The 15,153-nt window shown below is 45.5% G+C and carries 9 protein-coding genes; 2 read left to right on the forward strand and 7 right to left on the reverse strand.

The features are described 5' to 3' along the window. Nucleotides 1–28 precede the first annotated feature (28 nt). The 4 genes from CWC22_RS20245 to lanKC form a co-directional block, all read right to left on the reverse strand. Nucleotides 29–2,137 (reverse strand): ABC transporter ATP-binding protein/permease, encoded by a 2,109-nt coding sequence (locus tag CWC22_RS20245; RefSeq protein WP_171045043.1) that lies wholly within the window; start codon nt 2,135–2,137, stop codon nt 29–31. Nucleotides 2,138–2,199: 62 nt separating this feature from the next. Then, nucleotides 2,200–4,032, reverse strand: coding sequence for an alpha/beta fold hydrolase (locus CWC22_RS20250; RefSeq protein ID WP_138537962.1), 1,833 nt, complete (start codon nt 4,030–4,032; stop codon nt 2,200–2,202). Then, the gene (locus tag CWC22_RS20255) at nt 4,029–4,919 is read right to left on the reverse strand and encodes a hypothetical protein (protein WP_138537963.1); all 891 of its coding nucleotides are present in this window, start codon (nt 4,917–4,919) and stop codon (nt 4,029–4,031) included. Before CWC22_RS20255 ends, CWC22_RS20250 begins: the two co-directional genes overlap by 4 nt. Then, complete coding sequence (gene lanKC, locus CWC22_RS20260; RefSeq protein ID WP_138537964.1) at nt 4,916–7,639, reverse strand: class III lanthionine synthetase LanKC; 2,724 nt, start codon at nt 7,637–7,639, stop codon at nt 4,916–4,918. Before lanKC ends, CWC22_RS20255 begins: the two co-directional genes overlap by 4 nt. Before the next feature lie 843 nt (nt 7,640–8,482). Here lanKC and CWC22_RS20265 point away from each other — a divergent pair. Next, nucleotides 8,483–9,442 carry a hypothetical protein gene (locus tag CWC22_RS20265; protein ID WP_125557243.1) on the forward strand — a complete coding sequence of 320 codons (960 nt, stop codon included), beginning with the start codon at nt 8,483–8,485 and terminating at the stop codon, nt 9,440–9,442. A gap of 116 nt (nt 9,443–9,558) precedes the next feature. On the opposite strand, the gene CWC22_RS20270 is transcribed toward CWC22_RS20265, so the two are convergent. The 3 genes from CWC22_RS20270 to CWC22_RS20280 all read right to left on the reverse strand — a co-directional run bounded on the left by CWC22_RS20270 (nt 9,559) and on the right by CWC22_RS20280 (nt 13,266). Next, complete coding sequence (locus CWC22_RS20270) at nt 9,559–11,250, reverse strand: hemolysin D (RefSeq protein WP_125557244.1); 1,692 nt, start codon at nt 11,248–11,250, stop codon at nt 9,559–9,561. A 318-nt stretch (nt 11,251–11,568) separates the two neighbouring features. Then, on the reverse strand, nt 11,569–12,477 hold the full coding sequence (locus CWC22_RS20275) for a phytanoyl-CoA dioxygenase family protein (RefSeq protein ID WP_138537965.1): 909 nt from the start codon (nt 12,475–12,477) through the stop codon (nt 11,569–11,571). A gap of 96 nt (nt 12,478–12,573) precedes the next feature. After that, nucleotides 12,574–13,266, reverse strand: coding sequence for an aspartate/glutamate racemase family protein (locus CWC22_RS20280; RefSeq protein WP_138537966.1), 693 nt, complete (start codon nt 13,264–13,266; stop codon nt 12,574–12,576). A 241-nt stretch (nt 13,267–13,507) separates the two neighbouring features. On the opposite strand from CWC22_RS20280, the gene CWC22_RS20285 reads away from it, so the two are divergent. After that, complete coding sequence (locus tag CWC22_RS20285) at nt 13,508–15,130, forward strand: esterase-like activity of phytase family protein (protein ID WP_138537967.1); 1,623 nt, start codon at nt 13,508–13,510, stop codon at nt 15,128–15,130. Nucleotides 15,131–15,153: the final 23 nt, after the last annotated feature.

Consider the following 15,153-nt stretch of genomic DNA (forward strand, 5'->3'; position numbering starts at 1 on the left):
AAAGAGCAATCAATCATTGGTTTACCCATTACCTCATCGCAGGTGCATTCTTTTGTTCAGAAATTTGTAATTGCCACAATGCAGCATAATCGCCATTTCTTGCCAGTAGCTGCTCATGTGTCCCGGCTTCACTGATCTCTCCCTCTTTAATGTGGTAAATCGTATCAACATACCGAATACTCGATAAACGATGAGCGATAATAATCACAGTACAAGTATGTGATATTAAATCAACAGCCTGCCTGATTGCAGCTTCTGTTTTATTATCAACCGCCGACGTGGCCTCGTCTAAAACCAGTATTGCGGCATTTTTTAACACCGCTCGCGCAATGGAAAGCCGCTGGCGTTGACCACCAGACAACCTGTGTCCTCTTTCGCCTATCTGAGCGTTGAAGCCATCAGGGTGAGCATCAATAAATTCATAAGCTTGCGCTATCTTACAAGCCGCAACGACTTCTTCAAAAGTTGCGGAGGGTCGACCATAAACCAGGTTGTCATAGATGGTGCCGTTAAATAAAAATGGCTCCTGGCTTACCAATGCGATTGACTGCCTTAAACTTTTTAAACTTACCTGCTCTATATTCTTATCATCGATATAAATTTGACCTTGTTGTGCCTGGTAAAAGCCCAATAAAAGCTTGATCAATGTGCTTTTACCCGATCCGGTTGGCCCAACAAAGGCCACTTTCTTGTTAGCTTTAACCTCAAAAGAAACCCCTTTAATCACCTTATGCTGCGAATAACCAAAATGTATATCGCTAAATGCAATGCTGCCAACCCCGGCTGTAAGCTGTTGCTGGCCGTCTCGTGAAATCGCTTCAGGCGCTATATTCAATACTGCATCCAGACGGGTGGCCGCAGCATGGGCATCTCTGTAAAGAGATTTCCCATATTCCAGCCCGGTCGCAGAGTTTAGTATGCTGGGGGCAATGCCAATCTGAACCATAAACTCAGTGGTGCCGATACCGCCACGCAAAACATTCATACAACCGTAGACGACCGGCCCCATAATCCCCATAACAAATATCAACTCGTTCATACTGGAGTAATAGGAGTTTTCCCTATCAAGCCTGACAGTGTGTTCGCTGGCCGCATCTTTAGCACTGCAAAACCGCTCATACTCAATATGTTCAGCTGTAAAGCTCTTAACTGTAGACAGGCCATTCAGATTATTCGATAGCACTTTCCTGTGGCAGTCTGTCAGATCGCCTGTTTTGTTTGCCTGCTCCCGAATACTTGCCTGATGACGTTTATTCAATCTGGTGATAAATGGTACCGGAAGTAAACAAAGCGCGAAGGCCACCGGAGAGATAGCAAGTATAATCACAGAACTGAACAACATAGTTGTTGCTTTGTCTGTAAATTCAGCCGGTGTGTAATTAAGAAACCGTTTTATAATATCCACATCATGGCTAACTAAATGCTGCAGTTTGTCAGGGCTTTGACTGTCTAAATACGGCATAGGTAAGGACTGTATGTGTGCAAAGACCTGCTCACTCATCTTTTTATCTATTTCATTGGAATACTTGCTCCAATGTTTATTTTTATGATGTGCAGTAATCGACTCAGCGCCTTTAGACAGCCCAAATGCACCGGTAAAGAATGCCAGTTGAGCCCCTTGCGATAACCCCAATTTTGTTAGTACTGCAATCGGTGATAGCACACTTGAGATCATCAAACCTGTCATAATGGGCGACAGGATCTTAAAAAATGAGTTGATGGTACTGGCTCTTATTGCCGTGTGCCTCAATGCCCGACATTGCTCATCTTCAATCCGTTGAACTAAGCTGTACAAGTGGTTTTCATTAAGCCTTTGTTTGAATCCAGCCAGCCCTTTGTGACGTGGGGTACTATGACTCTCTGCGCAACCGGTTTGTTTTTGACTGTACTGAAATGCTTGCTTTAGTAGTTTCCTTATTGTTTTCGTTTGCCAACAAGACGGGTCAAACAACAATAAAACCCTGCCTGTCAGAGGATTGGCCGTCACTTGCACCATTCCGGCCTGCTTATTCAAATAGCTACTCAGATGCTTAGCAAGCAGTGGCTGGTTCAATAGACCCTCAATATGCCAACGCTCGCGCCCGGGCAAGGTTGACCTGGGATAAATGTGATGGTCAGTTAATAGTGAAGTGGTCATATCCATCCAAATTGGGTTGAGTTAAGTTGTATATACACGTCTCGACGACTGCGAATTCGTCGCTACAAATACTGATTAAGAAAATTAAGATAGTGATTGGATGCTGCAATGAGGTTTGCTCTGCGATTAAACCCGTGCCCTTCATCTTCAAACAACAAATACTCCACTGGCACACCATTGCGCTTCACAGCCTGCACAATTTCATCACTCTCAATCTGTAATACTCTTTGATCATTTTTTCCCTGTACTACCAACAGAGGACGACAAATTTGCGAAGCATGAAACAAAGGTGACACCTGCTTAAGGCGCTGATGTTCCAGGGTAGGATCTCCCATAACATCATAAATTCGTTTGCGGACTCCCCCCATCCAGGGAGGTATACTATTTAAGGTACGCAACCAATTTGTCACACCAAAGATATTAATCGCCAGTGCAAATATATCCGGCTTGAATGTTAATGCCGCCAGAGCCAGAAAACCGCCATAACTGCAGCCCATAATGCCAATGCGCTGACCATCCACCCAGTCAAGATCACCAAGATAGTGTTTGGCATAAAGGCAATCTTCTAAATCAACATCACCGTGTTGCCTGTCTGCCATATGGAAGAAGGTTTTCCCATAGCCCGTTGACCCCCTATGATTCACAGCCAACACCGCATAACCATTACTCACCAAATGTTGAATCACAGGATCGAATTTTTGCTGTGACTGATCCCCGGGTCCTCCGTGTATCCAGAGCATGGCCGCAACAGGGTTATCAGCACTTGCTTCACTGGGACGATACAACAACGCAGGAATAGATAGCCCATCAAAACTGCGATAATGAACGACTTCAGCCCGCACAAGACGTTGCTGAGGCAGCTTAGGGTTTTGCGCCTGAATTAGCCGATTATTGCTCCCACCAATGTGGTGAATATGCAAATTGGCAGGACAAATACAGCTCTCGGTGTAATAACCAATCCGGCTTTCATCGGGCGAAAAACACAACCCAGTTGCGGCGTCTTCCTCGTTTGATAAAAAATAGGGCTTCTGTGTATTGGTATCTGTAACCTGGAGGCAGGTTTTAGCATCCCGGTTCACTTCACAGATTTGATAACGTCCCGAGGGCGAAAAATAAAATGCGGTCACATCCCAGCCAAGCCGTAGCAATTCGGCGGTTTTTCCCGTCACCAAATCTAACACCCACACATTCTTATGTTCACAATCTAGATCGCTTGTATAGAACACACTTTGGCTATCCGGGGCAAAGCTCATTATCATGTGTCGCGCCTGCATATCGTTTTTACCCACCCAATAACCGGGTTGGTATTCATAGCGCTTACCTTTCGATGTGTCTAAGCGATAAAACACTAACTGATTTGCTCTGCTGTTTAATTCTTTTTCACACGCCAGCCACACCCCATCCCGGCTGATATCACAGACGTTAACCTGATCACAATTGGTAAAGACACGCTGGTTTGTATAATCAGCCGCACAATAGCAGTAGACATCATAAACACTGGCGTCTCGCTGGTTGTGCAACAGCCAAAATTGCTCACCGCTGTCATTCCACTGTAAAAAGCTGGCTTTAAGACCGTCACCGGGTGTTAAATCCCGACGCTGCCCGTCTGGTTCATGGACCCAAATATGATCAAGTTCATCTCCACACTGATCCTGGCGGTATAAAAATCGGCTGTCCCTGGGGAAATAACTAATGGCAAACGTCGGTTGAGTCGCGAAGTGGGTTAGTTGCTCAATTCTGTTGGCCTCAGTGGCGACCCGATATACATTCGCACAACCAGATTGATCTGAACTCAGCAAAAAGTAACGACCATCATATGAGCAAGATAAGCCAGTTAAAGTGGTGTTTTCATGAAAGTGAGATGCATCGGAGATATCAACGCTCAGCGGGATCATAAGCCAGCCTCCAGGGAAGCCGGGTTACTCAGATGATGACGAGCCAACTGAGTAATCGTCTCTATGCGTCCAATCTCCTTGTTGCATAAGTGCGCCTGTTGACACTTAATTTTAGCCCAGCCCTGTGGCTCAATTCCGGCAAGGTATAATTGCGCATAGTCCTCCAGATGCATATTCAAAATCGCATGATTAAAATCATCCCGATGGATCCAGACACTGGTCAAAGCGGCTCTGAAACAGTCATATTCTTTGCGACTTAGATGTGCCTGCTCAGCAATGCTATTCGTCCCATGCAACAGATGACTATTAAACTGTATTGTTGTCCCATTCACATAATCGTACACTTGCCGCTCAAGTGTGTGTTCATCATAACAAACCGATGAATTGCCAATCTGCCTGATATCCCGCAACAGACCGGGAGCACTGCGATAATAATGCGTGTTAGTCTGTGCCAGTCGCTCATAGAGTGTAAAGTGGCTCGGGTTTTCACTATCAACCACAAATAAACCCAAATCACTTGCTGATAAACTCGGCATAGGATCTTTGTGCAGTGCAGTCCAGAGCGTGATCATTCTCGATTGATACCCATTGCTCGCGAAGTAATGAATACCACCATCCTGATGCATATTCTCCAGCCCTATCGTATCTTTGACTCTCAGTTTCCAAAGAGAAAAGTACAATGGGACATAGTGCTGATAAATATGCTGAAAATGCGTTTGATAAAAGCCCTTTGTCAAGTCATACAGTTGGACAAATGCCCCTCCGGTAAAGTCCTGAGACGCTTCAGTATGCGTAAAATCAAATGCACTATCCAATGCACTCACCATATGTTCAAACTCTGACGAGCCACCCTGCTGACTGACATTAATAAAATTATTAAGCATCATTCCATCGAGTCCAGTTGCGCTTTTGCTGCCTGTTCGCAGGTCTCCAGACCTGAAAAGTCGGGGTCAAGAAATAGCTCTCTTCCTTGTCCATCATTCAGTAAACGAGACAAGAAAAAGCCGACGCCAACCGTTCCGGTTGCATAATCTGTGGTGAGTCCGGCCAGTTTATCACCCGGGAACGCAACCCCTTCTCCTGCTGCACACTGATACAAACTCACTCTGTAAGCAATTGAGTTCGCCTCCCTGAGATACTGCGCATCTTTGGTTACCCGATATAAATCCAGAAAGAATGTACCTATGCCGCTCATGCCAACAAAAGCGCCTGGATAGATACAAAACTTGCCTTGGGTTGCCTGTGCAATCTCTTGTGCAAGCGCGAGGTATTTTACCTCCCGAGTTACACTGTAAAAACGTAACAACACACAACCCACACCAACCGAGCCAAACTGCAAGTATGGATAAGTGGTTTTTTCATTGTAGTTTTTGCGCCAGACCAGTTCGTTATTAATTCGCTCTCCTCTGTCAATTTCAAACTGCAGACAACGTGTAGCGAGGCGTAAGTCTTCCTGATTTTGCGTAACCTGGTACAAGCGTAAAAAGAACAGTGCTATACCGGCATTACCATGGAGCAGACCGGAATATGGCTGACCGTCCAGATTTTTGTAATACAAGGTGCCCTGATGCTCGTTTAGCTGATTGGTGATTATCTCTGCAGCCTCTTTTGCACCCTGCAAAAACTCGGGCTGTTGAGTTTTGCTGTAAAATTGTAAGCACGCTAATCCCCAACCAGCCGCACCGTAAAACAAATCACAGGCATCATGACGCAGGTCGTTTTTCAGTACCTGCTTCATTAAAAAGGTCGCATCTGACTGATACCCGCACTCATACATCACCCAGGCAATGCCAGACAGACCCGAGTATAAGCCCCGAGGCATGTTTGCCATATTCAGAGCCATGAGCTCAACAATGGCTTTTTGCATTAAAGGTTCGGCTACGATATTTGTGTACTTTCTGAGATAGTAAAAAATCCCAAACTGGCCATAAGATACGCTATAGGGGTGGCTGTTCAAGGCCCGATAGTCGACAGGAAAAGTGCTTTCTCCAACTGGGTTATCTATAAAATGGGCCAGGCCATCGGCCATCTTTTTCAATAATTGCTTACACTCGCCCTCATCCAGATTCAGACTTTTTCGTTCAAATAAGCCTGTCTGAGCGGCTGGCACCGTTAATTGCCCCAACGCAGTGGGTATCACTTGTTTCACTTTGTCAACTTGCGCAGCCTGTAGCAGCATAGCAACCTCTGACATGCACTCAGGTAAACCATGGCTTTTAACCAACGCGCTTAAATATGTGTTCTTGATCGCCGGGTTTAAGGCAAAAAGTGGACACACCGGATGCAACAAATGAACACACAATGCACTCACAGCTTGCCAGTCCTCATCCACGGTGGGTTTTCTGCGTTTGTTTTTATCGTATTCGGAAAAACCACGACTGGTTATCCTGGCGTAAAATTGTTCGTTAAGTTGATCATATGCCCCCTCCAGGTCAATCAACTTAACCTCTAACGTCTCTGGGTGTATCAGGATATTTTGCGGCGCAATATCACCAATGATAACGCCTGTCTGGTGAACCAGCTCAACCGCTTTGATAATATTAGCTAATAATAAGAAATAGCGCTGGCAGAGCTGTAGCGCCTGCTCACCTTGATCATTTATCAAAATGTTGTGATTTTCCCAATCTCTATAATTGAGGGTTTCAAAGGGGATATGTTCCAGCACTAAAAACTGATGCTGCCACTCTTTGAACACCTCGACGACTTTAGGCGTCACACCTGTGTGTTCAAGTCGTCGCAAAATATGGGCTTCGTGGTTCAAGCCGGAAATTGCGTCGTGCTCATTTAATAGGCTGCGATTAATATGAGGACGCGCCTCTTTTATAACGACTGTCAAACCAGACTTTTTGTCCCTGGCAAGATATACCCCACCTTTGCTGGAGTGACTCGCTAACGCATCGACGACTTCATAGCGTTGATTAAGCAACTCAGATTCTGATTCATCATCAGGACAAGGAAATGGATCCGTTATCCCTTCGGGCAGACGGAAATAAGGTAAACGAAGATCAGTCTCTCCTGTCAACTCATTAATGACAACAGGTTTCGAAGCACCAGTCACATCGCATTCTTTATTACCAGTAAAGGTGCCATAGCGATAGAACACACAGCGGCTCTCTTTATAGGCACGATCGCTTAAGATATAAGGTCCATAGTACGCTTCCGTCACAGTGAAAAGCGCCTCTATAACGGCTTCAAACTCAACTTGACTGGCTGGATAGGCAGTTAAAAACTTACCGGATGACACCTTATTACAAGCTTGTGAATTAAAGAAATCCTGGACATGGGCATCAACCAAAAATTTAAATGCCACGCCAAACTCGGCCAGAACAGGAAGAATATTCTCGAGTGCCTCTGGGGTAAGGCTGGATATCAATGAAATATGGATCTTAAATCCGTGCCTGGGTAGTTCAACTGAATGAGGTTTAGCAACATACCAGGCCTCTCTTCGCCTGATTTCCCAGCTATCTCCTAATATTCCTTCAGCGATACTAAGGTAACTTTTATCTTTGACTTCATAAGACTGCACCTTAGTAAAGAACTTTGATTGACCAAATAAAAAGTGCGGCAGGTCGCTTACAGATATCCGCTTATCTATTGCATCACCCATATTCTTCCTTAAATAAAAAATCGATAAAAATAAATACCATGGCTATGGAATTAAAAAACCAAACCACACCAGACGTACAACAAAGCTTCTTCAGAAGCCTTGCTGTACATAATAGAGCAAAGCAACCAATATTAAACGCAGCTTATAAAGCAAAGTAATACATTAGAAACTGCGCTCAGACTTGGTTGGCTTTTATCTAATAGCAGAACTTACCAAACACTGATTTGTGAAGGGTGACAAGTACCTGCATCTGCATTGATTTTCTGAAGTTCGATTACTTTTTTCATGATTACATTCCTTATTAACTTTATTTAAACTTAGATTTAGTGGTGCTAGTTAATAACCTAGCGTTAATTAATATAGCTTCTCATTTAACACTCGCCAGTTAAAAAACAAAAAACATTAAAGAAAACTTAAAAAATATTTCACCAACACTCAAGAAAAGAGAGAAGTCAATTTATTATCAATAACTTAACAACCAACGACCACAAACAAAAAACATTCCACAACTTGTTAAAAAAGCACGTTCTCATTCAAGTAAAACCAGGTGTAATAAGGTGTAATGGAAAACACCGGATTTTCTCCTAAAGTTGATTAGATTTAGCTTGATACTGCGAACAAGTATTCATACAGAGACAAATGCAAAATTAGGAACAAGAAAACAAACTAAATACAAAGGAGGGTTTAGACATAAACATATCCACCAAATTAAATTACCACACTCAAGTTAGTTAGTGAGGTTTTGCTTGCATATTTTCTACAGCACCACCTCTCTAAGGTGTGGTTCAACCTTAATTTTAAATGCGTATACAATAAATACGCAAAGATAAAGGAATAAATGCAATGAACGATTTTAATGCGTCCGACTGGATGCAAAATAGCCTCCCCTTGATTGGCAATCGCAAGCTTGTCGACATTTGTATTACTGGTTCACATGACTCTGGAATGAGCCTGATCCAGGATGGCACAGTTGGCTCTAATCAATGTAATACCCAGACGCAAACTTATAACGTGGGTCAACAATTGGCACTTGGTGCCAGATACTTCGACATTCGCCCTATCATTGGCAGTGGTGACTATTACACCGGGCATTATTCAAAAATATCAATTCCCCTGTATGGTGACTCAATGCAAGGATCCAGAGGGCAATCGATTGAGAACATTGTTAACGAGATAAACGCGTTTACGGAACAACATGCAGAGCTAGTTATTTTAAACCTGTCTCACGATATGGACACCGACAGTGGTAATGAAAATTATCCTTCATTTACGCAATCTCAGTGGAATGGCTTATTTGAGGCGTTGGCACAACTCCAGGCACTTTACATCACCAGCCCGGATGAAAATTTCTGTCAGTCTACATTAAATAGCATGATTGGAGATGGCAAAGCCAAAGTCATCGTGATCGTTGAACCAGATAACGTCGACCTCGGAACTTATCTGGGGAAAGGCTTCTATCCTTATGCGAACTTCAAGGTATACAACGAATATGCCGATACCAGTGATTTTACCAAAATGGTAAACGATCAATTTGCCAAAATGGAATCTGTCAGAAGCCAGTCAGGGTACTTTTTACTGTCATGGACGCTGACACAGGGCGCTGAAGAAGTTGTTGCCTGCCTGCTCTCCGGTGACGCAGAGTCAATCCGCAGCGCCGCTAATAAAGCCAATGCACAGCTGCCATCGCTCATAGCCCAACATACAACCCCTAAGCTCTACCCAAATATCATTTATACGGATAACATCATTGACGATATTTGCGCACAAGCTGCCATGTCAATCAATGAAAAAGCTGAGCCTTAACGAGAGGCAAGCAGGTTGCTGAATACGGGAAAGCCAAAAGGACTCGCGACCCAGCTACCTTTGGTGTTATCAACGTCTGTCAGAGTGCCTGGCCTTCAGGCACTCACACTCAGACGTTATTGGTATTCAATCGTCCATTTCGCGTTATTATTATTCGCTTTGCCATAACGATTCAGGTGTAACTGTTGTGAGCTGGTGTCGAGCCAGACGTACTGATCCCAGCGCGTGTTCTTGAGATTCCATACACCGCCCTGATCTATCAACGAGAACCCAGAATCCTCGGCAGAATCCCACAATTTTACGTAACCACTGAAAGAAGCGCTGTAGCTGAGGAACAATTCAGCATTGTATCGACTTCGAAAATACACTTGCTGATCTTTACCTGTTACACCCACAAATGCCAAAGGTTGTGCACCACTGGCTTTTAGTCTTGCGTTATTTTCTAACCCTGACTCACTCGATACAGCAAGCCCAGTTTCGGCGCTTTTCAGGATCATCGCCTGGCCAGCATCTGCTGGTAAATCTGGCGCTGTCCAGCCATCAGGAGCAGTTTTCCAAAATGGTGACTTCCATTTCCAGTTATACGGCATATCCATCAGTGGATCGTTTAGGTCTTCGTAACCTTCGACGGCTTCAACATTATATAGACACTGACGACGCTCTTCGTCTAACTGAGCAACACGCTCTAGCTGACTAACCGTGCCAACATTCAGCTCGGCCATACATTGCTCCAGACTCTTGCCCTTGCCAGATTCACCAGGTGCCAACACATACGTGTGATCACGGCGGCTTTCATCGTCATACCATTGACGCATGGCCGTTTCATCGAAAGATAGCCAGGCGTTAACCAGCATTTGTGCCTGTGCTCGTGCATAGCTTTCTCTTTGCTCAACCGGAGTTGCCATAGTGCGAATAAACGCAGCCCACAGATCTTTACTCGCTTCCAGCGCCACCAGTGCAACCGGTTTCATGTTGCTGGGACGGTAACCCTCCCAGCTGCCATCTGTGCGTGTGCCCGGATGCCAGATCACATCGCCACTTTCATAGCTAATTGCATCGCCCGTTGCGTGGGTATGCTGCTCAGCACCTTCAGAACATAAATAAGCCTTTACCTGCCAGACTGTTTCATAGTTATCCTCAGGCAGGCGTACGGTGTGCTCCGGACTGAATGAGTCCTGGAACAGATGCACGGCACGGCCAAACAGGAAATAGTTATGGTCTACGGTGACAGCACTGGCGTAACCGCCACCATCCCACACCTTGATCTGCTTACTTTGCGCCATGGCAGCATTAACAAAGTGATCAATAAAACGTGCCTGTCCGCGCTTAGCCGCATCCACACCACCTGCGCCCCCTACATCATCATAACGACGCATAAAGTGATCCTGCTGTAAGTCGGCAGGCTCCTGAGCCACGGCGTTAAAACAATTTGGGCCGGTCGGATCTATGCTGGCATTGGTGACGTTAAAACCGGCGATATCAACCCAGCGCTCACCGACAATGGCCGCGAAAATTGCATCATATTCAGAGTAGTAGGTGTTGTCATTACGACGGTTAGCGAGAATCTTAGCCACTTCCGTTTGAGCAATATTCAGTTCCGTTGATTTCGCGAGGCCCTGACCCCAGCTCAGGCGGGGATCATTCGCATCTTCTACCTTAGTGTCTTGTGACAACAGCTCAAGGGCGGAGGTTCTGGTGAGCCACTCGTGACCAATGGGCATAACGCCGCTGCCGCCTAACTGGGTAAATGCGCTGACTTGAGTATTTGCTGCCACTGCAACAACACAGGCAAGATGTTTTAACTTCATAATTACTCCTTAACTAATTTTGCATCAGCATTGTCACATAATTGAAATATGAAATCTTTAATAAAAGCATAAAAAATTCATAAAAATTAAGTAATCTAGAATGTTAAATGAGCAACCCCGGTTTGATTAGTATATAAATTCAACAGAAAACGGTCTTACAAGAACCAAGTGCTTAACATTTATGAACTGGCTAAACACCATGGTGCCGGAGGTAACAAAGTTCAGCTGGGGTTAGCTAAAAAGGCAACAGCAAAGTAAGAAAAGGGAAACATAGTTCCCTTTCCACCTTACTCAGTGGTCAGTTTCGAGTGCGTTGTGTTAGCGTAAATCTGCCGGTGTGGGGTAATCCGGGTGTTCAACATTTCGATGCGACCAGACAGCGGGGATAGGTGATTCGCGCTTCTCTTCAATCATAGTGACCAAAGTTGACAAGTCATACTCTGGTTCACCATAGTATTCCAGCCAGCCTGCGGGCACGTCCTGAGGATCTGCCGCCTTGATCACATGGGCCATCCATTGTTTTCTGAGTTCGGCCCATTGCGCTGTTTGCATAGCACTTTCGGCTATGCCATCAACCGGCCGCAGTTCAATGTAAATTGTGCGACGCGGGCCTTCACTTCTTTTTGGCTCAGAGCTGTGCAATATCATCATATCCTGCACCAAAATATCACCCGCTTTGGCTGGTTGCTGCACAACACCCGGAATATCCCAGCCGTGCTGACTGGACAACTCATAAATATCTAACACCTTATGCTGAGTATCAGGCACATATCTTAAGCAGCCATCATCCAGATCGGCATCGTCCAGATACACACCTACATTTAAATAAGGGTAGTTACGCGGGTGTGGCGCGCCATGATGCCAGGCAATATGGGGATGTGGATGCGGATACTTGTAAACCAAATCAAGCTGCATAGGCACACAGCCTAACCCCACCATCTTTTCGCAGATGGCCATCATTGTTGGGCTGGCAAGCAGTTCCAGTACCAGTTCAGGGTCGTCAAACAGCAGATCATTGTAGCGAAACAGCTTAGGTTCGTCCGACTCCGTTGATAAAAAATACTGATTGCGCAGCGCGCCTTTTGCCAGGTCAGCCTTTGCCGAATCTTCCAACCTGACCGATAAATCTCTCAGACGCGCTAACAAATCTTGCGACAATGCCTGTTCAAAGCGCACAAACCCATTTTGCTCGTAAAAGCTCAGCTTTTCCTTTTCTATTGATAGCATAACCAAACTCTTTCTATATTAATAACCAACAAGTTAGCTTGGCTCAATATGGTAAAAATAGCAATTACGCTTAGTTACGCGACATGGCTCCCAGCGTTATTCTAACGACGCTTCCAAAGCGGACTGTACATGGATGCGAGTCGTATCATAAACCGGTATGTCCGTATCTGAGTCACGAATGAGTAAAGTTATTTCGGTGCACCCCAGTATCACCGCCTCGGCCCCTGACGCCTTCAATGAAGCAATGATCCGTAAATAATCTTCACGAGATTTATCCAGTACTTTACCCAGGCATAACTCCTGATAAATCACATCATGTACCTTTTGCTGATCAGGCTCGTTGGGTACACACACTTCAAGGCCAAACTTTTCCTCCAGACGGGTTCGGTAAAAGGCTTCCTGCATCGTAAATCGAGTCCCGAGCAACCCCACTTTTTTAACCTTATCCCGCACCAGCACCCGACCAGTCGCATCCGCAATGTGCAAAAGTGGAATACTGATGGCCTGTTGTACTTCGTCTGCCACTTTATGCATGGTATTAGTGCAGATCAGCACAAACTCCGCGCCCGCCGCTTCAACAGATTGCGCTGCAGTTGCCAGCAAGTCGGCAGCAGCTTGCCAATCCCCTCTGTGCTGCTGCGCTTCAACCTCAGCAAAATCAACACTAACCAAAACGATTTTCGCAGAGTGCAATCCTCCCAGCTGAGCTTTGACTCCTTCATTCAATAAGGAGTAATAGCTCACAGTTGACTCCCAACTCATGCCACCTATCAGGCCGATTGTCTTCATTTTGTCTGTCCTGTTATTCTCATACTTGTTACCTCAGACTCTCACAAATAGCGGATAAATTGCAGCTTTTTTATTACCTTAAATAGCCTATTCAGGCAGACGACAGCAACCAACAGACGGTGTCATCATTTCGTTATTGTACCCGTTTAGATTAGTCCTCGCAGTTTTCATGCTTAATCAGCCAGAACCCGCTGCCCTTCCTTTGCGTGCTCTGGCCACAATAATTAGAAAGGATCAAACAATGAAATGTGGTACAAAAAGTCTGCTGGCATTATCTGTGGTATTCGCTCTGACAGCCTGTGATGGCGATGACGGGAAAGACGGCCAGGCAGGAACCAATGGCACAGATGGTCTAAACGGCAACGCCGGGCAAACAGGCGACAAAGGCTCAGATGGTGCTGACGGGCTGATCAGCCTGGTGAACCAGGCAAGCTTAACGATGGGCAATGAACACTGCTATTTTGGTGGCGTTGCGCTGCAATCAGGTATCGATAAGGATAGTGATGGCGCGCTGAGCGAGTCTGAGATCAGCCAAACCAACTATGTATGCCAACCCTCCCCGATGACAAATCTGGGGTCGCCACTGCCTTATACAGCAATGCGCAGCGACCTGCAAAATGGTGATATTGCAGGCAGTACCTTTGAAGTACGCAACGGTGGATATGGTTCAGACATGGTTGCTCACCCCACCAATAATACCCAATTCTATGCACTGACCGATCGTGGCCCCAATGCCACCTACACAGGTGACTACGGCAAAGGTAAAAAGTTTCCGACCCCAGACTACACGCCCCGTATCGGCTTATTTGAGCTACAAAATAATGGCCAGATAATTAAACTAAAAGAGATCTTGCTCAAACGTCCCGATGGCACGCCAATCACTGGCCTGCCAAACAGTTCAGATCTCGGCGGGACGGGTGAAACCCCTTACGATGCAGACGGCGCACCCATTTTGGTTGATAACACACAACCTTATGATGCACAGAATAACCCGCTCAAACTTGACGACTATGGGCTGGATGGCGAAGGTCTTGTTGCCCTAAAGGATGGCAGTTTCTGGATCAGTGATGAATATGGCCCACATATCGTTCATTACGATGCCAACGGTGTTGAACTATCCCGTATCAATGCATTCGCAGAAGATGACCGTGTAACACTGCACTTGCCTGCTGAGTTTGCTAATCGACGTGCAAACCGGGGCATGGAAGGCCTGGCCATTACACCGGACGAAAAAAACCTGATCGGTATGATGCAATCGACTTTATATAACCCGTCAAAAGCCGTGAAAGACCTGGATATTGTTCGTATTGTGACGATTAATTTGGAAACCAAAGCGGTAGGACAATACTTATATAAGCAGGAAAGAAATCAGAACTCAAATTCAGGGATCGTCGCCCTGTCAGCGTCAGAGTTTCTGGTCATTGAACGCGATGGTGCATTTTATAACACGACGCCAGACGCGATGAAGCGCATTTATAAAATCAACCTGAACGATGCCACTAATCTGGAAGAAATCGTCTCCTCACCACAGATGATGCAGGATGAACAGCTCGGGTTAGTGATGAACGGCAAGACCCTGGAAGAGGTCGTCCTGGAACAAGGCTGGGAAGCTTTAAACGACGCAGGGATTGTGCCTGTGAGCAAATCTCTGGTGCTCGATCTGGTTGAACAGGTTAGCTATCCACACGATAAGCTTGAAGGTATGTGGTTAATTGATAACTCCAGACTGGGTGTACTGAACGATGACGACTTTGCCACCTGGTCCACTAATGGCATGCTTGAGCAGAAATACCTGGATGCTGGCAAAACACAAGTGGATGGTAATCGCCTGTACTTATTTGAAGGACTCTCGCTCTCAAAATAAGGCGTAAGCTGGCCTTATAGCAA

The organism is Pseudoalteromonas rubra (assembly GCF_005886805.2).
In the GTDB taxonomy this organism is placed as follows: domain Bacteria; phylum Pseudomonadota; class Gammaproteobacteria; order Enterobacterales; family Alteromonadaceae; genus Pseudoalteromonas; species Pseudoalteromonas rubra_D.